At 47.7% G+C, this 19,102-nt stretch carries 18 protein-coding genes; 12 read left to right on the forward strand and 6 right to left on the reverse strand.

Features of this window, described 5'->3' with window-relative positions:
• The first annotated feature begins 5 nt into the window (after positions 1-5).
• Positions 6-1,697 carry a DUF4214 domain-containing protein gene (locus M3661_RS09075; RefSeq protein ID WP_251483881.1) on the forward strand — a complete coding sequence of 564 codons (1,692 nt, stop codon included), beginning with the start codon at positions 6-8 and terminating at the stop codon, positions 1,695-1,697.
• A gap of 41 nt (positions 1,698-1,738) precedes the next feature.
• Here M3661_RS09075 and M3661_RS09080 read toward each other — a convergent pair whose 3' ends face one another.
• Complete coding sequence (locus M3661_RS09080) at positions 1,739-2,914, reverse strand: glycosyltransferase (RefSeq protein ID WP_065290408.1); 1,176 nt, start codon at positions 2,912-2,914, stop codon at positions 1,739-1,741.
• A gap of 154 nt (positions 2,915-3,068) precedes the next feature.
• On the opposite strand from M3661_RS09080, the gene M3661_RS09085 reads away from it, so the two are divergent.
• A complete protein-coding gene (locus M3661_RS09085; protein ID WP_251483884.1) occupies positions 3,069-4,178 on the forward strand; it encodes a glycosyltransferase family 4 protein in 1,110 nt (369 codons plus the stop codon).
• Positions 4,179-4,209: 31 nt separating this feature from the next.
• Here M3661_RS09085 and mnmH read toward each other — a convergent pair whose 3' ends face one another.
• Entirely contained in the window at positions 4,210-5,241 is a 1,032-nt protein-coding gene (gene mnmH / locus M3661_RS09090; RefSeq protein ID WP_251483888.1) for a tRNA 2-selenouridine(34) synthase MnmH, read from the reverse strand.
• Positions 5,242-5,413: 172 nt separating this feature from the next.
• On the opposite strand from mnmH, the gene M3661_RS09095 reads away from it, so the two are divergent.
• The 4 genes from M3661_RS09095 to M3661_RS09110 are packed head-to-tail and all read left to right on the forward strand — an operon-like array spanning position 5,414 to position 9,484.
• A complete protein-coding gene (locus tag M3661_RS09095) occupies positions 5,414-6,550 on the forward strand; it encodes a mannose-1-phosphate guanylyltransferase (RefSeq protein ID WP_251483890.1) in 1,137 nt (378 codons plus the stop codon).
• Positions 6,551-6,568: 18 nt separating this feature from the next.
• Positions 6,569-7,669: a glycosyltransferase gene (locus M3661_RS09100; protein ID WP_251483892.1), complete on the forward strand. Its 1,101-nt coding sequence runs from the start codon at positions 6,569-6,571 to the stop codon at positions 7,667-7,669.
• A gap of 19 nt (positions 7,670-7,688) precedes the next feature.
• Complete coding sequence (locus tag M3661_RS09105) at positions 7,689-8,447, forward strand: glycosyltransferase family 2 protein (RefSeq protein WP_251483894.1); 759 nt, start codon at positions 7,689-7,691, stop codon at positions 8,445-8,447.
• Complete coding sequence (locus tag M3661_RS09110; protein ID WP_251483906.1) at positions 8,444-9,484, forward strand: glycosyltransferase family 4 protein; 1,041 nt, start codon at positions 8,444-8,446, stop codon at positions 9,482-9,484. The genes M3661_RS09105 and M3661_RS09110 overlap by 4 nt, the downstream gene beginning before the upstream one ends.
• 62 nt (positions 9,485-9,546) lie before the next feature.
• On the opposite strand, the gene M3661_RS09115 is transcribed toward M3661_RS09110, so the two are convergent.
• From M3661_RS09115 to M3661_RS09125, 3 genes are read right to left on the reverse strand one after another with little or no spacing between them, the layout of a single operon-like run.
• Positions 9,547-10,179, reverse strand: a complete 633-nt coding sequence (locus M3661_RS09115) for a DUF1796 family putative cysteine peptidase (protein WP_251483908.1) — start codon at positions 10,177-10,179, stop codon at positions 9,547-9,549.
• A 20-nt stretch (positions 10,180-10,199) separates the two neighbouring features.
• Positions 10,200-10,850, reverse strand: coding sequence for a glycosyltransferase family 2 protein (locus M3661_RS09120; protein WP_251483910.1), 651 nt, complete (start codon positions 10,848-10,850; stop codon positions 10,200-10,202).
• A 47-nt stretch (positions 10,851-10,897) separates the two neighbouring features.
• Complete coding sequence (locus M3661_RS09125; protein ID WP_251483913.1) at positions 10,898-13,273, reverse strand: DUF4214 domain-containing protein; 2,376 nt, start codon at positions 13,271-13,273, stop codon at positions 10,898-10,900.
• Between the two features lie 197 nt (positions 13,274-13,470).
• On the opposite strand from M3661_RS09125, the gene M3661_RS09130 reads away from it, so the two are divergent.
• From M3661_RS09130 to M3661_RS09140, 3 genes are read left to right on the forward strand one after another with little or no spacing between them, the layout of a single operon-like run.
• On the forward strand, positions 13,471-14,040 hold the full coding sequence (locus M3661_RS09130) for a class I SAM-dependent methyltransferase (RefSeq protein WP_251483916.1): 570 nt from the start codon (positions 13,471-13,473) through the stop codon (positions 14,038-14,040).
• 24 nt (positions 14,041-14,064) lie between these two features.
• A complete protein-coding gene (locus M3661_RS09135; RefSeq protein ID WP_251483918.1) occupies positions 14,065-14,613 on the forward strand; it encodes a CatB-related O-acetyltransferase in 549 nt (182 codons plus the stop codon).
• A gap of 18 nt (positions 14,614-14,631) precedes the next feature.
• Entirely contained in the window at positions 14,632-15,330 is a 699-nt protein-coding gene (locus M3661_RS09140; protein ID WP_251483921.1) for a class I SAM-dependent methyltransferase, read from the forward strand.
• A 203-nt stretch (positions 15,331-15,533) separates the two neighbouring features.
• On the opposite strand, the gene M3661_RS09145 is transcribed toward M3661_RS09140, so the two are convergent.
• Positions 15,534-16,232 (reverse strand): class I SAM-dependent methyltransferase, encoded by a 699-nt coding sequence (locus tag M3661_RS09145; RefSeq protein WP_251483924.1) that lies wholly within the window; start codon positions 16,230-16,232, stop codon positions 15,534-15,536.
• Between the two features lie 174 nt (positions 16,233-16,406).
• On the opposite strand from M3661_RS09145, the gene M3661_RS09150 reads away from it, so the two are divergent.
• The 3 genes from M3661_RS09150 to M3661_RS09160 all read left to right on the forward strand — a co-directional run bounded on the left by M3661_RS09150 (position 16,407) and on the right by M3661_RS09160 (position 19,039).
• Entirely contained in the window at positions 16,407-17,729 is a 1,323-nt protein-coding gene (locus M3661_RS09150; protein WP_251483927.1) for a hypothetical protein, read from the forward strand.
• 13 nt (positions 17,730-17,742) lie between these two features.
• Positions 17,743-18,237 carry a hypothetical protein gene (locus M3661_RS09155; RefSeq protein ID WP_251483930.1) on the forward strand — a complete coding sequence of 165 codons (495 nt, stop codon included), beginning with the start codon at positions 17,743-17,745 and terminating at the stop codon, positions 18,235-18,237.
• A gap of 166 nt (positions 18,238-18,403) precedes the next feature.
• Positions 18,404-19,039, forward strand: a complete 636-nt coding sequence (locus M3661_RS09160; protein ID WP_251483933.1) for a hypothetical protein — start codon at positions 18,404-18,406, stop codon at positions 19,037-19,039.
• Positions 19,040-19,102 lie beyond the last annotated feature (63 nt).

The following is a 19,102-nucleotide window of genomic DNA, read 5'->3' on the forward strand; positions in this document are numbered from 1 at the left end:
CATTATTGGATCTGCAATTTCGACTCATCCATTTCATACAAGCAATCTGGAGGCAGGATGGTCAACATTTCATCACCGAGCTGTTTCGACAGTTCCTTAACCGCGAACCAGGAGCGGTAGAGAGTCAGCACTATATGAGACTGTTGACTTCTCGGCAGACCAAACTAAGTATTATTGAGCAAGTCATGTGCAGTGAGGAGGCAGAGCAGAACTACCTTAGGCCCCCTACAAGTTTTATTCCTACTGAAGCTACTTCCGCTGCTGGTCTCATTCGGCGTTTTTACGCCGCGGAGCCTTTTTTCTTCATCCATTCCTTATATGATGAACTGTTATGCCGCAATCCAGACTCACTGGGCTTGCAAGGTCATCTAAAGGGATTAATGGCCAAACATAGCAAGAAACTAATGCTTCGGCAATTTTTGAATACCACAGAATTTCAACAATTGCTTGCACATCCGCATCCACCGTTGAAATCGGATCCCAACGCTTCTCCCAGTCTGACAGCATCCCCGCGAACTGTTCAGCATATCGGGATTTTCTTAGCTTATCCGCACCCGCTTGCCATGGATGGTGAAGGAATTGGCCGCTTCCTCTACCGGCTTACGCGAGGAATGTTGTCCAACTTTCGACATGTGCACATTCATATTGCTGCTACTGGCTATAATTACGCCGATGCAGAACAGTCTTTCTCAACGTTAAGACTCATGTTTCCAGGCAGAGTTCATATCCACCATTCCAATAATGTAGAGCATTTCAATACGAATGTACCCGCTGAGATATGGATCGTCCCCATTATCTCGCTCGATTTGGCCATGTTTTTAAAAAAGCCGTATATTTTATGTCTGCATGATCTCGTTCATCATCAGTTTAAAGAGCTTTATTTCTCTACCTACCCAGAATTTTGTCACCGTGTGGATCGAAATGGCTATTATATTTTGCATAAAGCCGCGGCGGTTGTATCGAACTCGAATTATGTACGAACTCACCATGCAATCGGCATTGCTGGGCTGCCTGCACACAAAACGCATGTCATCCGACTTGCTCCACCTAGTGACGAGTATCAAACCTTTTCATTTATGGATCAGCAGCATTTTAGAGCGAAATATCAGCTTCATCATGAATATATCGTATTTCCAACCGTACTTCGCCTTCACAAAAATTTCGAGCGGCTTCTTGCTGCATTTATTCAATTCCGATTAACGATAGACGGATACCATTCGCGTCTGCGACTCGTCTTCACTGATCAATTGTCCAGCAGTCCAAAAGAAGCCGATGTCATGCGCATGCTGCATCATGTTCAAGATCCTGAAATTTTAAATAGTCTCATGTTCATCGGCAGAATTCCGACCTCCGACATGCCTTCTCTCTACAAATATGCAATCGGCACAATCGTGCCTACCTTGTTTGAAGGCAGCTGTCCTTTCCCTATTCTTGAATCTTTAACGGTAGGAACGCCTGTCGCTGCAGCCAATTTAGAGGTGACGAACGAAATTATTCCCAATATGAGCGCCTTCCTGGCCTTCAATCCCTACTCCGTGGACGAGATCGAAGCCAGTCTTCGCGCTCTATGGGTATATCGCCATACCTTAGTGCCAGGACAACAGGCAGTGATTCAAGAAGCAATGCAGCGGAGCTGGTCGGATGTTGCGAACGAATACTACGCCCTTCTCCAACATGTCATATCGAACCCAGTCTAAATCCCCTGATTGCACAAGCATTTCAACTTACATTTCATCTTCTAAATCATGCCGTAATATTTCATATAAGCAACGCGGAAGACATGGATATATTGGCTTGCAATATGATCCCACGTATCTGTTGGATCATTCATGCCTTGCATGGCAGACGATTTGTAATGACTAGAATGTTCAAAAAATAAATCCAGTGCTTGTGCGATGGAATCAGGGGATTCTGGATCGAACCAGATGATCTCCGCGCTATGTCTTGCCATATGCTCTCTCATCACAGGAATATCCGAGCACAGCACCGGTACGCCAAGACGCAGCGCTTCTTCTACGGGGTAGCTTCCTCCCCCCTCCGACATGCTCGGCATAATAAGTGCTTGCGCGTTGCGAACTAGAGGAATCACATTAGAGTCATGAATGAACCCCATTGGATAGATGTCTGCATCCAAGCGAAGCCCTGTCCTTGATAATAAAGAAATCAGCGTAGGCACATACATTTGTTCCGGCCATTGTGGAGGGACAACTCGCAGCAATTCTGTATGATGTCCAAACAGTACGAGGGGGACTTTGCCATCTGCGGTGCACCTGGAATATCCCAACAGCAGATTATAGTGATTTTTGTGCGGAGATATATTACTTGGGTAGACCACATATTGCGGCGGGAGACGGACGGCCACATCAGGGCTCACGTTATCACTGACGAGATGACTTGTCGGATCTGCCGGCAGTATGGCGTGAGGAATAATGGTGGCGCTGTTGCCTACCTCTCCGAAATGATGGAGCAGCCTAGTCTGTACATGGCGTGAGGATACGACAATTGAGGTCATGTTGCTGAGCCATTCCTTCGCTTCCCGCCAAGCCTGCTCAATAACGGCGCCTGACACATAAGGCGGTACAAAGTCAAAGACAGTTGCATCATGAAAGGTGCATATCGTCGGAAGATCTACCTTCACATAAGCAGGCCCATGCGGCCAGAAGAAATACACAACATGGCAATCTGCTAACAGCACCCTCGCTTCTGGCGATTGAATGCTTCCGTTAAAATACACAATGTCGATATTCGGGTAGCTGACCGTATCGATTCTCTCTTTGAACTTCGTGTCAGGTGCAATGACTAATCGGACGAGATCAATATCCACCTGCCGAGCCATCGCAGGCAGCATATTGGATAATAATCTCGCTCCACCGCCCGCCGATATTAAATTTGCGCACCATATCATTATTCTCATATTCCACACTCCCTTGGAAGCAGCATCTCGTTGCATGCAGCAATCAGTTAATCATTATGCTGTATTCCGCAGTAAGATTCGTGGGAATAGCCGTGACGCATGAAGCATACTTCCGAGTACAATAACGATAGCTAGATTGGAGGGGAAATTTAGAATGGCGCAAGTTATATGGCATGGCACAGTATTCGATTCCACTGGATATGCTAAGGCAACCAGAGAATATGTACTCGCATTGCATGCTGCCGGCGTAGATGTAAGCCTTGAAACCTACCAAGGACTGCCGCAAGTAGGACTTCCCCCAGATCAACGTTCTGTACTGGAGCACTTGCTGAGAAAGCGTCGCAACGCCGGCCGGCGCGTTAGTGTATACCACTATATTCCGGATCTCTGGCGGAGAAAGCTTCGGGCTTCATTCGGATTTACCTACTGGGAAACGTCAAAGATACCAGATAATTGGATTAAACAAGCAAATCAAATGAGCGGCATCCTGCTGCCCAGCATTCATAATATCAATGTTTTTCGCCAATCCGGCGTTAATGTACCGCTGCATTACGTTCGGCCCTGTCTCTCCGAACCCTATCATCCTCCTTCTCCTGAGCATACACCGCAGTACGTGAATCATTTACCGCCATTCCGATTTTTGTCCGTATGTTCTTGGATTGATCGCAAAGGAATCGACATCTTGCTCAAAGCCTTCTGGAGTGAATTTACGGCGGCTGATCCGGTATGTCTCATTATTAAAACAGCAGGTACCGCAGAGGTATATCACATGATGGAGCATTGGAAGAGAGAACTGCAGCTGACACATCATCCCGCTCAGGTCTATATTGATTTAGAACTGCGCAGCGAGATGGAGATGGATGCCTTATATCGAAGCAGTCATGCATTTGTGCTGCCGAGCCGTGGAGAAGGTGTTGGCTATCCCGTATTGGAAGCCGCTATGAGAGGAGTGCCTATCATTGTAACCGGCTGGGGTGGACATCTTGATTTCTTGAATGATTATAACAGTTACTTAATCCCCTACCACCTCGTACCCGTAAGGCCTCAGCCTTATTATCAAGGGTACCAGCGTGATCAGCTGTGGGCTGAGGCATCTGTAGACGCCCTGCGCAGCCAGATGCGGCATGTCGTCACCAATTATGCGGAAGCGTCTAACAAGGGTCAAATTGCAATGCACCATACGCTCACTCATTTTTCACCTGATAAGGCAGCTCAGGATCTCATTACTGCCCTATCACGTACAACGGGCTTCACCTTTACCTAGAAGGTGATGCCCGCACATTTTATTACCTTTATTACTCCGGTCTTCCGAGATGTGCCCTAATCTGCTTCAATGCGTCTTCCAGATGTTCAGCTTTAATGGAATAGATCTGGCCTTCATAGCCCATCGAAGCATGATCATACCTGGAATCATAGTAATGCTCCAGCATGAGCGACACCGCTTCTCCATAGTTCTCCAGGCGAAGTGCTTCTGCAATTGCGTTCGCATGCGGGGTATGCATGCGCCGCTGAATGCGGGCGAATGCTTCACGGATCGCAGTCGGGTGCTTGGAGGGCTCATATTCCTTCACAATATTTCTAACCCGTACCTGTATCGGCAGCTGGATATCAAGCACTGTTCCCGCCTTCTTCGCATTCATCAAGAATTCTGGCAGTACGACCTTGCCAATTCGCCGACTCTCCGCTTCCAACAGGAGGCATGGAACTCTCGCAGACTTTAACTCCTCCAGCTTCTCGAATAGCATCGCATCGAACATCTTCTGATTGTTCGGGACTTGTCCAATATGCCCAAATACAGAGCCTCGATGTCCCGCCATCTCCTCAAGATCAAGGACGGGATACCCTTCCGCTTGAAGCTGCCGAAGCATATCTGTCTTCCCTGTCCCCGTATGTCCGGACAGGACAATGCACGGTATTCGCCAGTCATAGTTCACAAGCGACTCTTGTATCCATTGTCGATAGGTGCGTATTCCCCCTGACAATCGGTATGGCTTCAATCCCATTAAAGACATCACAGTTGCCATCGTACGGCTTCGCATGCCGCCCCGCCAGCAGTAGATGATGGTCGTCCCTCGGAGCTCCTTGAACTGCTTATATAATGATGGAAGCTTGGCTGACGCGATCTCTAACCCACGTTCCTTGGCCGCTTCTACACTTACTTGCTTGTATATCGTTCCGATCTCCGCCCGTTCTTCATTCGTGAACAAAGGAATATTGATGCTTCCCGGTATTCGGAATTCCTCGAATTCTCCTGGCGAACGCACATCAACAAGCGTTGCCTCCTTGTCCCGCAATGCCATACACTGCTCTAATGAAATATCGTGCATACCTCTCACCTCTTGTTGTCTCTTACAATCTCATGATCACACGCAACAAATTTCTCGTGATATCGAACTATTGTTAAGACTATAGCATTCCGTCCAAGAAATCCACTCTGACAATCGCCGTGCCCTTTTTTACGTTAGGTACATATGTAGTAATAACCCATGATTGTCATCATTGTCTGTTTCCCAGGAGGTGTTTCACATCACGACCGTTAAGGCAGTTATATTAGCTGGCGGAACTGGAACTCGTTTCTGGCCTTTCAGCCGCGCAGATTACCCGAAGCAATTTTTGCCGATTCTTCATCAACAATCGATGCTTGCTGACACGGTGCAGCGAATGCTTCAATATTTACCGCTGGATCATATATATATCGTATCCCTTGAAGAATACATCCCTATTATCCGAAAGCAGCTTCCTGCCTTCCCGCTGCAGAACATTATTGTGGAGCCGATGGCGAGAGATACCGCCGCATGCATCGGTCTTTCCGCGCTTCAATTAAGTGCAGACGATGAAGATCCCATTCTGATTACCTTACCTTCCGATCATTATATTTCGGATCCTGATGCTTTTCACGAGGCACTGCGCACCGCCGTCTATCGTGCAGATCAGGAACGATGTGTCGTTACTTTGGGGGTGAAGCCAACACGGCCTGAGACGGGATACGGATATATCCGTATCCAACAGAACAGCCCTACCCCTACTAACGGAAATGAAGCAACCGATATATACACTCCTCTTACCCCAGTTGAGAAATTCATCGAGAAGCCAGAACTGTCTGTTGCAACCAATATTTTTGCTGATGGCTGCCACTATTGGAATACAGGGACGTTCATTTGGAAAGCTTCAACCATCATGCATCTGATCCATCTGCACCTGCCTGACCTGTATCGTTCCTTGTTTGAAATGAAGACACTCTTAAACGATTCACATAACGGTCAACAACAGCTCGCAGCCGCATACAGTAGTCTCAAGAAGCAATCCATTGATTATGGCGTTATCGAAAAATGTGAATCCATCTACATGATTCCTGTCCATTACGGCTGGGACGATCTCGGCAACTGGAATGCACTTGAGCGCATACACCAGACCGATGAGCTCCTGAATATTGTTCATGGGCGTCATGAGGGGATCGATACGGAGAGAAGCATTATCTACGGTGCAACAAAGCAATTAATCGCGACGGTAGGCATTGAAGACATCGTGATCGTCGCCACGGATGATGTGGTTCTCGTCTGTCCGAAAGAACGAACACAGGATATAAAAAAGATGGTGCAGCACTTGAAGCAGCGCGGATACGACACGTTCTTATAGAAAGGTGGATACGACTCGATGTTTCTTCATAATATCGGTACCATCTACGAACCAACAGGATATGCAAAGGCCAATCGTCATGTCGTGCTTGAATTGATGAAGCTGGGGGTGCAGTTTCACTATACACCAGTTCATTCCGAAACAGTCAGGGTTCCCATGACCCCCGATATCGAGGCGGCCTTGCAGGCGATATCGCACACTCCATTGCCAGAGCCCCATATCGTATTTACGCATTACCCTGCGATCCAATTTGTGAAGGACATTCGCCATTACTCAATCGGAATGACGATGTACGAATGCAGCCGACTGCCGTTCATGTGGTCTCGAAGATGCAGCAATATGGATGAAGTATGGGTACCGTCCACCTTCAATCGAGATACCTTCCACCGGTCTGGAGTCCCGCTGCACAAAATTCACGTCATGCCTTACGGAATTGATTCGAACTTGTTTGCTCCCGGTCACCCCCCATTCCCTATTCCGGGCCAACGAAGCTATACCTTCTTATCCGTCTGTTCCTTCGATGACCGCAAAGGCATTGATATCTTACTTACCGCCTTCCTTGAAGAGTTCGCGGAGTCCGAGGATGTATGCCTCATTATCAAAACGCGTGCAACCACTGAAGAGGAAATCGGCAGACAGCAAGCCTATATTGACGCTATCGCCTTCAAGACAGCCGGAAAGTCTCGCTCATCTGTCATTCTCATCTCAGCGATTCACAGTTGGAGCGAGCAGCAGTTAGCTATGCTCTATAACAGTGCAGACAGCTATGTGCTTCCTACACGTGGAGAAGGATGGAGCTTAACCGTAATGGAGGCAATGGCCTCCGGTCTCCCTGTCATTACAACGCGTTGGTCAGCTCATCTTGATTTCGTCAACGATGCGAACGGATACCTCATCTCCGTCCAAAAGTTCGCTCCCGCCCACCCCACGAATTCCAGAATGCTGTGGGCAATTCCAGACACTATGCATCTAAGACAGCTGATGAGGCATGTATATATGAACCGGGATGAAGCAGCCGCTAAGGCTGCCCTCGGTCGAAACACAGTAAAGGAGCAATTCACATGGCAAGCAAGCGCAGCCCGCATGCTTCATCGCTTGACGGAAATAGCCGCGCGTTAAAAAGGGAGATGGCAACGCTATGATCAGCGTCATTGTTCCTACGATCCATCACACTGATCTGGTTAAACATTGTGTGCACAGCTTCATCCATACCGTACATGAGCTGCCCTACGAGATCATCGTTGTCGATGATGGCAGTCCTGCCGCGGTTCAAGAAGAACTGGCACGATGGGCTGCTCCGCTCCAGGTGCAATTCATTGCAAAGCCTCATAATCATGGATTCAGCCATACTGTCAACGCTGGCATCCAGCATGCCAAGGGACAATATATTCTGCTCGTCAACAATGACGTGTTCTTCCACGAGCCCGGGTGGCTCCATCATATGGTTGCAACCATGAACAGTGATGCAGCAATCGGCATCGTAGGAGCGAGACTCCTCTATCCTGATATGACCATACAGCATGGCGGTGTTATCCCGACAGCGAAGGGGCATTTTGACCACCGCTACCGCCGACAGTCAGCTGATTATGAGCCTGCATTAGCCGTAGAAGATATGAATGCCGTAACCGGTGCATTAATGCTAATACGCAAGCAGCTCCTCGACCAGATTGGGCCATTGTCCGAGGAATTCTTCATTGCCTTCGAGGATGTTGACCTCTGTTATCGCGCCAAGGTGCACGGCTCCCGTGTCGTGTATTGCGGAACGGCTAGTGCCATCCATGCGGAAGGGTATACCCGCGGTACGACAAAAGCGAACAAGAATCCATATTGGAGACAAAAAGAAATGGAAGCTCGAAAAAAATTCTGGATGAAATGGGGAGGGAAAATCATCCGATGACAGCTCCTCTGGAAGTCGTATATGTGCTTGAACTGACCGGATTGTCTGGCGGCATCCGCAACGTATTCGAACAGGTCAACCGCCTGCATGATATGGGGGTCAACGTACAACTATTCGCACTCGATAAGCAGCCTAATTGGTTCCCGCTCAAGGTGCCCGTACGGCGCTTCGGCAATTATCCAGCCTTGATGCGTGCCCTGACGCCAATGAACTGTATTAAGGTCGCCACTTGGTGGAAGACGCTTGCTGCCGTATGGCATAGCTGCGACCGCAAGCGCGGCGGCAACGGCGTTCCGGTATATCTGGTGCAGGATATTGAGGAGAGCTATTACCCGAACTGGAATGATATGCAGGAACGAGTACGTAATACGTACCGTGTGCCCGTGCATATGCTGACGATAGCGGATTGGACGACCAGACAATTGCTGGAGCGGTTCCAGAAGCATGCAAGCAACATTTCCATTGCTGTTGATTTCGACCTATATAAGCCGAATCGCACTCATGACTATGACCCATTCCGTATCCTTGCCTGCAGTCGCCGCAGCCAGCACTTGAAGGGATTCGACATCACGGTTCAAGCCGCGAATGATGTGTGCTCCAGACTGCCACAAGCATCTATGGTCACCTTTGGCGTGGAGCCTCCCCATCTGCATGGCATTCCTCATGGTCATTTCTCTCACCCTGATGACCACCATGTTGCCTACTTATATGCCAACTGCGGAGTATTTGTCCAAACCTCCTATCACGAAGGCTTTGGGCTTCCGATATTGGAAGCTATGGCTTGTGGCGCCCCTGTCGTGACCACGAAGGCGGAAGGAAATGAAGAATTCTGCCATAATGAATGGAATTGCATTCTTGTAGACAAAGGAGATGTTGCTGGAGTTGCACAAGGGATCCTGCGTATATTAACCGATCCGCAATTCGCCGCGTATCTCACGACGAATGCCATGACAACAGTGCAGCACTATAATTGGCCGCGTGTGATGCATAATCTGCTTACGGTATTTCACGCCGTGTCGCCTCAATTGCAGCAGTGAATGCATATGAAATAAGCCCCCTCCGAACCTCGGAGCGGGGCTTACTTTATGTGCAGCATATCCTAATTCCTTATTCCCACTTGATAGTGAATGCCGGCAAATACTTCATTCCATACTTGATCGCACGCAGCATCCCATCCAATGGGCAGCTCTAATCCGCATGTATTCGCTAGCGGCCACTCCTTGTCGATGATCCGATGCTCGGCTCCAGGATTTACAACCAGCAAGCTGAATTGATGCTTCACAAGAGATGCCAAGGTAGCTTCCAGTTCCGCCGCCTCGTCATAAGATGCGTTCAACCGGAAGTAGAAGATACGCTTGCTATATTCTGCCTTATCTAGAAACCGATGAATTCTCCGATGTATGGTCTCAATGAATTTCGGATATTTCAACGCAATCCCTCTCCGACGTTCCGCGTACAAAAAATCATGGACAGATTGAGCACGATAAACCCGATCTAACACGCAGTAATTATGACCATTAAATACGATGCTCTCCACCACTAAATGATCTGGATGCATGAACTTGGCAAATCGATTGCGAAGCAATAAGCTTACGCCAGGTGTCCAATTGGTGTACATCCAATCCACGACACCACTGTACGGCCGCAAGCCATAGCGTTCCAGCCGTTGAGCCGGATAACAGTTCGACCCCAGGCTGAACATGGCATCGTATACGCCTTTTACATCAGACAATCGCAAGGCAATCTCCTCCGCTACGTAAGGTTGAACGGTATCCTATAGGTTTCCTCGGCCATTTTTCCGCCCCACTTCAGCTCATAATACCGCTCGTACAAGGGCCAAGTCGTATCAATGATAAAATTGTAATGAGCATCCGACTTCCTCGTTGAGCTTCCATGATGATCAACGGGCAAACCCGTGAACACTTCGTCATAGCCTGCCAACCTAAGCCTGCGATGATAGTCTATATCGGCAAAATAACTGCTGAATACCGTATCCCATGATCCCGCTGCTCTACACGCCTCCATATTGTAAGCGGCAAGCGCATCGAAGTTCGTTAAGGCTAGCCCCCACTTCCGCCCACTGTTCTTCAGCTCCTCAAGCACTCCCAGGAACGCTTCAGGCGTACCCGGATGAGCTTCGGCATCGTTATGCATATAGAACACAGAATCGGCCCCCTGATCGAGAGCCACTCTCTGGAACCAATTCATAGATTGGGTAAATGTCAGCGGTACAGGAGGCTCATATACGGTTACGCGCCGAGACAATTCGGAATCGTATCTCAACTCGCGAGCTGGAGAGTTATCCAATACGTAAGTATGCTTCCAATACAGTTCGATACTGTCCAAAGCCTGAAACAGCAGATCCTTACGGTTCACGTACGGAATTCCCACAACGTAACGCAATGCTGATCACTCCTCATATACAAATTCATTAAGCTTTCCTTATACCTTTATAGATAGCGAATCCGCTCCGCTATTTTCTTCGCCGAGTTCTCCCACGTCCAGTGCGACAACACAAGCTTGGATACCGCCAGACTTCGCTCTTTCACCACTTCTTGATTCTCGTACACAAAACGCATGACATGAGCTAGATGCTCAAAATCCGGCTCCGCCCATTGAAACCCTGTATAATACGGACATTTCGCCACGGCCGGAATCAGTCGCTTCACTTGAATAGGGAAGCCCGTTTGGATGTTCAAGAAATCCCGCTGCGCACTCCAATCCGTCGCGATAACAGGAATGCCGCAAGCCATCGATTCCAGAATTGGCATTCCCCAGCCTTCTCCCCTTGTAGGCAGCACAAAGCAATCCGCTGAACGATACAAGCTGCCGAGCAAATAGGAAGGAATAGTCTGATTTTCGATAATAATGATTTTGGACTCGGCATGCTTCAGATTCAGCTTGCGAATCTCGGCGCGCACGTTCACTTCCGGGTCTTTGTTCGTAATTTTGCAGACGAGCACCACATCATCGAAGGCGAATTCATTGGCGAACGTTCGCAGCATTTCCTCCGGTGCTTTGCGTTCCCCCCACTCGAATACACTTAAGAATGTAAACTTCTCAGAGAACCGGAAAGCACGAATATCCGGGTTGAAATAGTTAGGATCAACCCCTAATGGGATAACATGAATCGGAACATGAACGCCGCTGTTGCGGAAGGTTTCTACATTGAAGCTGGATGGCACCCACACTTCATTCATGCGGTTGCACTGACGCACCCACTCTTCAGGCAGACCGTCCACTTCCAGCATCGTGTAGCCAATCTTGTACCTGCCTTCATTTTTGAAGAACACATCGCCTTGTCCGTACACCACTTCAGGTGCTGATTCATTCCGTTTGCGCGCGCTAAATAGATTCACCCGATAATCATCGCTCATATTCGGTTCCTTCGTATGGAACGGTGTTCCAGGTCCGTATACATAGCGATAATGCATCTTCACACGCTGTTCGTCGAGAGCAATCATGAGGTTGCGGGAGGAATTCGCATAACCGCTTGGCAGATTCACAATAGAATGCCAATTCAGCTGCGTATGATATTCCCCGGCAAGCTTGTGGCCCCATTTTGCATGAAAAACACCCTGTGAGAGCAAAAATAATTGGTTGAAATCGACTTTATTTACCTTCGTAGAGGTATTCTGCGCATGAATGAGCGTTACTCTTCCATCATAGACAACCCGGAAACCAGCGGCTAATGCCCGCAAGCAATAATCGGTGTCCTCAAAATACGCAAAATAATCAGTATCCAATGGACCGATTAGATTAATCAGCTCACGCTTTATATAGGCACACGCAAATACAACCCCTTGTACATCGCGAACACCTTCATATTGACGAATATCGGTCTGTAATCCACCAATCTGCTGTCCCCAACATGTATCCTCGAAAATATATGTCCCTGCATGCTGAAGCTTCCCGTCTTCACCACGCAATCTGCAGCCTACAACGCCGATATTTGGAGCTTGAAAGGCCGTCTCCTGCAGGCGCTCCAGCCAATCTGCCTGCGTAATTAAAATGTCATTATTCAGCATCAGAATATCACTGCCTAGATCGCAATGAGCAATGGCCAGATTGTTGCCAGCCGTAAATCCAATATTTTGCGGACTCTCAATTAACGTAACCCACTTCAGACCTCGAAGATAGTCCACACTTCCATCCGTGCTTCCATTGTCCAGCACCACGACATCCACCAATTCATGCGCAGCCAACGGGGCAAGTGAAGCGATGCACTGCTTCGTATGTTCTAGTCCATTCCATGTCAGGATGACAATCGATACTTTGCGCTGCAGCGGCGGAGCCGGCGCACGCTTGCCAATCGTCTTGGCAGGAGGGTATTCCATAATTTCGAACCGTCCAAAGTCAACCGGACCATTATGTCTTGGGGCTTGTGGGGCATGGAGCAGCATCTGACATTCCGGCGATACCAGAATTCCCATTAAGATTGACATTCGCGGCTTCCCCTGTCTCAGCATGAAGTAATAGTGCCGAAATGCGCCGTCCTCCACTTCTCTGCACAACATCTCTCGGTACAGCTCATGCGGAAATTCGTTTGGATCGATTTTCAATAAGGTATAAATCCGATGAAAGATACGAAATGGAATGCCGACCATATCGATGGCAACTTCACCAGCGAATGCCTGCTTCAACTCTTTACTTTTAAGAAAATGGGTAACGATGGTCATCTTCGTGTGCCCTGCGCGAAGTAGTGCGGTAAAATGGCTCAACCCTGCGTGATCCGGTTCCCTATTCAACACCTGCCTATATAGTTCCGACACAAATGCTTCCTCTTCCAAGCGGAACATCTGGTGTAACGTCTGGATGATATTCAAACTCGATCCCTCCATACACATTACGGATGATACGGTCATTTACATTAGTGTATTAGCACAGGTTCCAATTTGCCTGTGCATTTGACCGTCACGGGCGCTAAATAACAATTGGATAGGAGCCTATTCAACATCTCCATCATCGCTGAATACAGTGAGTACTAGATTTAGGTGATGGTACATGAATAAGGAGTGAAGAAATGAGACACATTGTCAAAAATTTGGTGAAAATATGTTCGGACATTCTCCCCTATGAAGTGCCAGTATATGAATTTGGATCCTATCAGGTGCAAGGCCAGGAAGGATTCGCTGACCTGCGCCCCTTCTTCCCTAACCAACCCTATGTCGGCTGTGATATGCGGCCAGGTGTGGGTGTAGATGCGATTTTGGATCTTCATCATATCGACCTCCCTGCGGAGACAGCAGGGCTTGTAATCTCCTTGGATACGCTTGAGCATGTGGAAGATCCCCGTCTCGCCATGCAAGAGGTTCATCGCATCTTAAAACCGAATGGCATTGCTATTATTACCTCGGTCATGAATTTTCCAATCCATGATTACCCAGCCGATTATTGGCGCTTCACACCGCAAGCATTCGCCAGCATCTTGAAGCCATTCGATACGGTAATAACCGACTATGCTGGGGAAGAGTTATTCCCTCACACCGTCATCGGTATCGGCATTAAGGGCAATGCCGTACCTGCCGAGACGATTAACTCACTCCAGCTTTACTTGGATATGTGGAGAGCAGCAAGCTATCACCAGCATTAACAGCTCTGGGGAGGGGGAAGTTCGATGAGCTACTTTTTGAAACACAATCCAGCTTATCAACAATATCAAATCGGTGATTGGACCTACGGCCTCCCTAACGTATTCTCATGGGGAGAGAAAGCCACATTAACGATCGGTAAATTTTGCTCTTTTGCTCATAATGTAGACATTATGCTGGGCGGAGAACATAACGTGGATTGGGTTACCACTTACCCTTTCAATCCGATATTCCCCAATGCAGCAGCCTTCCTTGGACATCCCAAGACAAAGGGAGATGTTACAATTGGCCACGATGTATGGATAGGGTACGACTCACTAATCCTCTCTGGCGTATCCATTGGCAACGGTGCTGTTATTGCGGCTAGGAGCATAGTGACCAAGGATATCCCGGCATATGCCATCGCTGGCGGCAACCCAGCTCGTGTGATACGTTATCGATTCTCCCCTTCCCTCATTGACGACCTGCAGCGCATCGCGTGGTGGGATTGGCCAATAGAGAAAATCACTGCCGCTTGGCCCCTCCTTCTCTCCAATAGAATTGAGGATTTCATTCGCACGTACAAAACGTGGTGATCATGGGAGGCAACTGAAGTGATTTATTTCTGGAACCAGGTCGTACATCCTATTCTTCAGCTGACAAGGCCGAAAGTGATCGTAGAAGTAGGATGTGCCCAAGGATATAACACCGTTAATTTGCTCGAACATGTGAAGTCGATGGAGAACGGTCAACTTGTGGCTATCGATCCCTCTCCCCTGTTCGATATTGAACGAATGAAGCAGCTGTATGGCCATAAGTTTCTGCTGGTGCAAGATTACAGCCTGGAAGTTCTGCCGCATATTCGCACATGCGATGCCGCGTTTATTGACGGGGATCATAATTGGTATACCGTGTACAACGAACTGAAGCAATTCGAGCGCATCAAGAAGTTCCCGATCATCTTCCTTCATGACCTGGAATGGCCTTATGGCAGGCGGGATATGTATTATTTCCCTGAATCGATTCCGGCGGAGTTCCGCAAGCCGAGCGCTAAGAAGGGGATATTGCCAGGTATTAACGAACTCGTAGACAATGGACATAACGATTCTGTCCACAATGCGGAGTATGAAAATGGAGATCGTAACGGAGTATTGACTGCGGTAGAAGACTTTATGAAGGAAACCCAAATTCCGCTCCAGCTGCATCGCGTACGCAGCCAGTTCGGACTAGGCATCATTATGCCAGACATTACAGAAACACATCATTACTTCAATCGCGAAATACGCCGAATAATTGAACAATCCGGTCTATAATGCAACCGTTCTATGTATCTCTAGCCACAGATTCTCCTTTTATCTGCGGCTAGAATACACCCTATGTGTCATAGCTTAATTGCTGCGCGATTCATGATAGCTATTCGTAATGATAAGAATATGGAAGTCGTGTCTTGACACATATGTCGTTGTCACACCTATAATTGGGCTTAGTGAATCAACCTTCACCTCTCGTCTCGCTATTATAATCCCGAAGCTGCCAGAATCGTTTGGACATGTATATCGATCGATGGGTGCTTCGGTGCAATAATACCTAGCCCGCTATTGGACAAGGCTTGATGATAGCTAACGTACCAAGGCGTCTGCTGCAGGAAGTCCTCAACAGCAGTCAACACGCCATTGCGGGCTCCTCCTTCATAGAGTGCATTATTCAGCAAATTGTTTGCCCCTCCGCCATGAACGAGCTGCGATTGGCCTGATACCATCCCCATCTTCGCATAAGGGTGCACAAAACCCGCGGGAATCGATTCTGGGAAATAATACATATCTCTTCTACCATACGGCCATTGTGTGTCATGCAGAAATACTAGCGGGAACCGTTCCTGCTGCTGAGCCATTATCTCAACTAACTTCAGTTCATGATATACGGTATACCAATTATGATCCCCATCAATCAGGATACAATCAAATTGCTTCAGGTGCGGAAGAATCTCTAAACTATAGTCCAGCAGCATATGAAATTCCTTGTGGAAATGCATCTTAAACTGCTGAATATCAAATCTCGGTGCTGGATCTATAACAAATAATTCACCATTCACCGCACGACAATACTGCAATAAGTTGCTCGTATTCAAACCATGCTCCGCACCAATCTCTACGATTCTCTTCACACCAAATGATTGCAAAAGTGGAAGTATAATTTTTTCCCAAAATGCAAGCACCTTACTCACCTCCGTATATCACTATATGCGATTCAACGAACTTGGTATAAACATTCTTCCCTACACGATCAAAATGGGACTCGCTATGTTCGAGCGAGAATTTCAATCCTAGATGTGAAGATGATTGAATACATTGAAATGAAGAGCTTGTGCGAACCTAGGGGGTGTAATCCGATGACGCGTATGTTGTTATCGAACCGATATCATTTCTCCTCGTTGCAGATGAGAGACGGCAGCTTATTATTCGAACCACAGGAGCATTGTCTAATTGAATGCCCTAAGCCGGTGATATACCACGATGCGGCCGGTCCGTTCGGCGTGTGTCAGGATGACGCACATTATGTTCATCTCGTGTATGTGAATAGGGATGACCAGCTCATTCATGTCTCAATCAATCCCTGTTCCCTGCAGTCGCACAAGCGCGAAATAGCAGGAGTGTTCAAGCATGTCAGGCATATTCAACTGACGAATTGCCACAATCAGCTTCATGCTGTGATTCAATACCGTTCCCGTATTGAGCATGTATCGTTATCTGGCATTCATTGGTCAACCGCAGACGTCCTATATGATGGCGAAGAGATCCATTCCCTCCGTCTATTCTCACATCAAGATCATATCTGGCTGTGCACTGCATTAATTACGACTGCGCCTCCCCATCAGCAACTACGACTGCTCCTGCAATCGTTCCATACAGCATCTAGCCGATGGCTGCCTTCGACTTCATTGCCTGTTGTCCCGCTGGAATCGAGGGAAGACCTTCTAGCCTATGAACTCTACTCTGTACAAAGGCGACTTGGAATGTTTCGATTTCAGCGCATTGGGAACAAGCTCTTATTTGCAGCATATGAATGGAATAAACAAAAGGAATGGACAATGACGGCTCATAACCAAACAATCATTCCCCCCACTCTCACAGCACAAGTCATATGTGCATACGATCAGGGGCGGTATCGCTTAAGCTGGGTAACAGAAGACTTGCTGTTCCGCATTCATTACAGCATCCATCAAGAAGAATGGAGCGACTTATACACAACAGCAATTCAGTGTCCAGTAATCTGGACTTGCATTTATGACAAGCAGTCAGGTCGCGATGGCCCTACCGTATGGATTGTTTCTGACCAGGAAACAACGCCCGACTTCACCGGATCTGCAGCACCCGCAGTCATGCAGGGCTACCGAGCAACACGCGACCTCACACATAGTATCGATTCAGCCGATGCACTCATCGCTTCTATCGCCTACATGAGGGAATGTTGCAGAACAAGAAAGAAGGAACTCGTCCAATTGAAACAAATCCAGAAGGATCGGCAAGCCACAGCAGACCGACTGACTGAACGAATCGCTGCCTTGCAGGAGGAAGTTCAAGTGCGCCTTGCCATTCAGGAACTTAGTGAGAAGAATACATTATTAATGAAGAAAGAAGATAAGATAGACTCTCGAAGCGGCATGAAGGAACAATTATCACGGATTGTATTAAAAATATCAAACCCCCGCTAAGGAGGAGCTTGTGATGACAAATGATCCAGCAGCTTCAATTGATGTGATCCTGCAAACTGCGGCCGATGTTGATCTGGAGACGCGCAGAATCTGCTTGATTACCCATATTAAATTCCGCAATACCTCAGCTCAGCCTGTGTCGTTGTCTCATATTTTACTAACGCTATCCCCAAGCCAATTCGCAGTCGTGAGCGGGAAAATTGTAGCCCCGCAGCATGCTCTGGTGTTTGGTCTCCATAAGAAAGGCAATCAGCAAACGGGATGGAAATTCGATCGGGATGATTGGTTCTCGTACGGACGCAAAAACGGGGAGTACCGGATTGAGCCTGTCCAGCCACTTCTACTCCCTCCACGCATCTGGTCAGACATCAGAGATATTCATATTGAATGCGATATCGACCGCCTCATTACCCCCCTGCACATACACGCTTATGTATTTGCAGGGGGCAAGGAGTTCCCTGCCGCGAATCCGAGCAGTATCAGCTTCCGAGCTGCTGTTCATCCATAAAGGATCTATTCTAAACTACATGAATGACGTGTATTATTACATAAGTTTGTACGAATGAATCTAGTAATTCATCCAATCTTATGACGAGTCTCCTTCATACATTAACAGTGTAGAAAGAATTCTAGCGGATTCTTTCGCTCATATGATGAAGGGGAGGTTTACTAATATGGTTCTTATTCCCATTCAACGGATCGTAAGCAGCACATCTAACGTTGTAACGGCCGCCACTAGTGCAACTGCTGCTACACTAGCAATCGCAGGTGCAGCACCGAATGTAGTGAATGTAGGAAATGCTCCGAAAATATGGCCTCAGATAGCAAAATTCGACAATGATAACGGGCCATTTGCAGCAGTTCCAAATCCGCAATTCATCTGGTCCCAAGCCACATTCGTTCCAGGTGAAACACACGGTTTTGCTACTGTTTCTGCAGCAATTCCGCTTACTATTGGAATTGCTGCTGACTTTGTCATTGCGATGGCTGTATTTGCCGACAATGCTGTGACTGCAACGATTCAAGCTTTCAGCCCATTGCAAATCAGCTTGTTCCCAGTTCCCGGACTGAATGTACCATTGACTGCAGGCTCCTTGGATCCAACTACTGGCTTAACTACAGATGTTGCGAATCCATACAACTGGCAAAATGTGCGCTTCTATACGATTCCAGCATCACTTGGACTCATCTCAATTGCGCTTAGCGTACAATTTGTATTCCAATTCCAAGTGACAAACTACTTCACAACCGGCGCTGTCAACACCGCTGGATTGTCTTTCATCGCTGACATTTATCAGTCCTTGGTGTAATTGCCGCTGCTTATCTCCCACAAACCAGCTGATTAGCTGAATCGAATGAAACAACACGAAGCA

This window comes from Paenibacillus sp. MER 180, assembly GCF_023713665.1.
Lineage (GTDB): Bacteria > Bacillota > Bacilli > Paenibacillales > Paenibacillaceae > Paenibacillus_B > Paenibacillus_B suaedae.

Excerpts from the sequence above, each read along its gene's own strand:
- M3661_RS09080 (WP_065290408.1), bottom strand. The coding sequence starts at position 2,914 with ATGAGAATAATGATATGGTGCGCAAATTTAATATCGGCGGGCGGTGGA.
- M3661_RS09160 (WP_251483933.1), top strand. The coding sequence starts at position 18,404 with ATGGTTCTTATTCCCATTCAACGGATCGTAAGCAGCACATCTAACGTT.
- M3661_RS09085 (WP_251483884.1), top strand. The coding sequence starts at position 3,069 with ATGGCGCAAGTTATATGGCATGGCACAGTATTCGATTCCACTGGATAT.
- mnmH (WP_251483888.1), bottom strand. The coding sequence starts at position 5,241 with ATGCACGATATTTCATTAGAGCAGTGTATGGCATTGCGGGACAAGGAG.
- M3661_RS09155 (WP_251483930.1), top strand. The coding sequence starts at position 17,743 with ATGACAAATGATCCAGCAGCTTCAATTGATGTGATCCTGCAAACTGCG.
- M3661_RS09150 (WP_251483927.1), top strand. The coding sequence starts at position 16,407 with ATGACGCGTATGTTGTTATCGAACCGATATCATTTCTCCTCGTTGCAG.
- M3661_RS09110 (WP_251483906.1), top strand. The coding sequence starts at position 8,444 with ATGACAGCTCCTCTGGAAGTCGTATATGTGCTTGAACTGACCGGATTG.
- M3661_RS09100 (WP_251483892.1), top strand. The coding sequence starts at position 6,569 with ATGTTTCTTCATAATATCGGTACCATCTACGAACCAACAGGATATGCA.
- M3661_RS09105 (WP_251483894.1), top strand. The coding sequence starts at position 7,689 with ATGATCAGCGTCATTGTTCCTACGATCCATCACACTGATCTGGTTAAA.
- M3661_RS09130 (WP_251483916.1), top strand. The coding sequence starts at position 13,471 with ATGAGACACATTGTCAAAAATTTGGTGAAAATATGTTCGGACATTCTC.
- M3661_RS09135 (WP_251483918.1), top strand. The coding sequence starts at position 14,065 with ATGAGCTACTTTTTGAAACACAATCCAGCTTATCAACAATATCAAATC.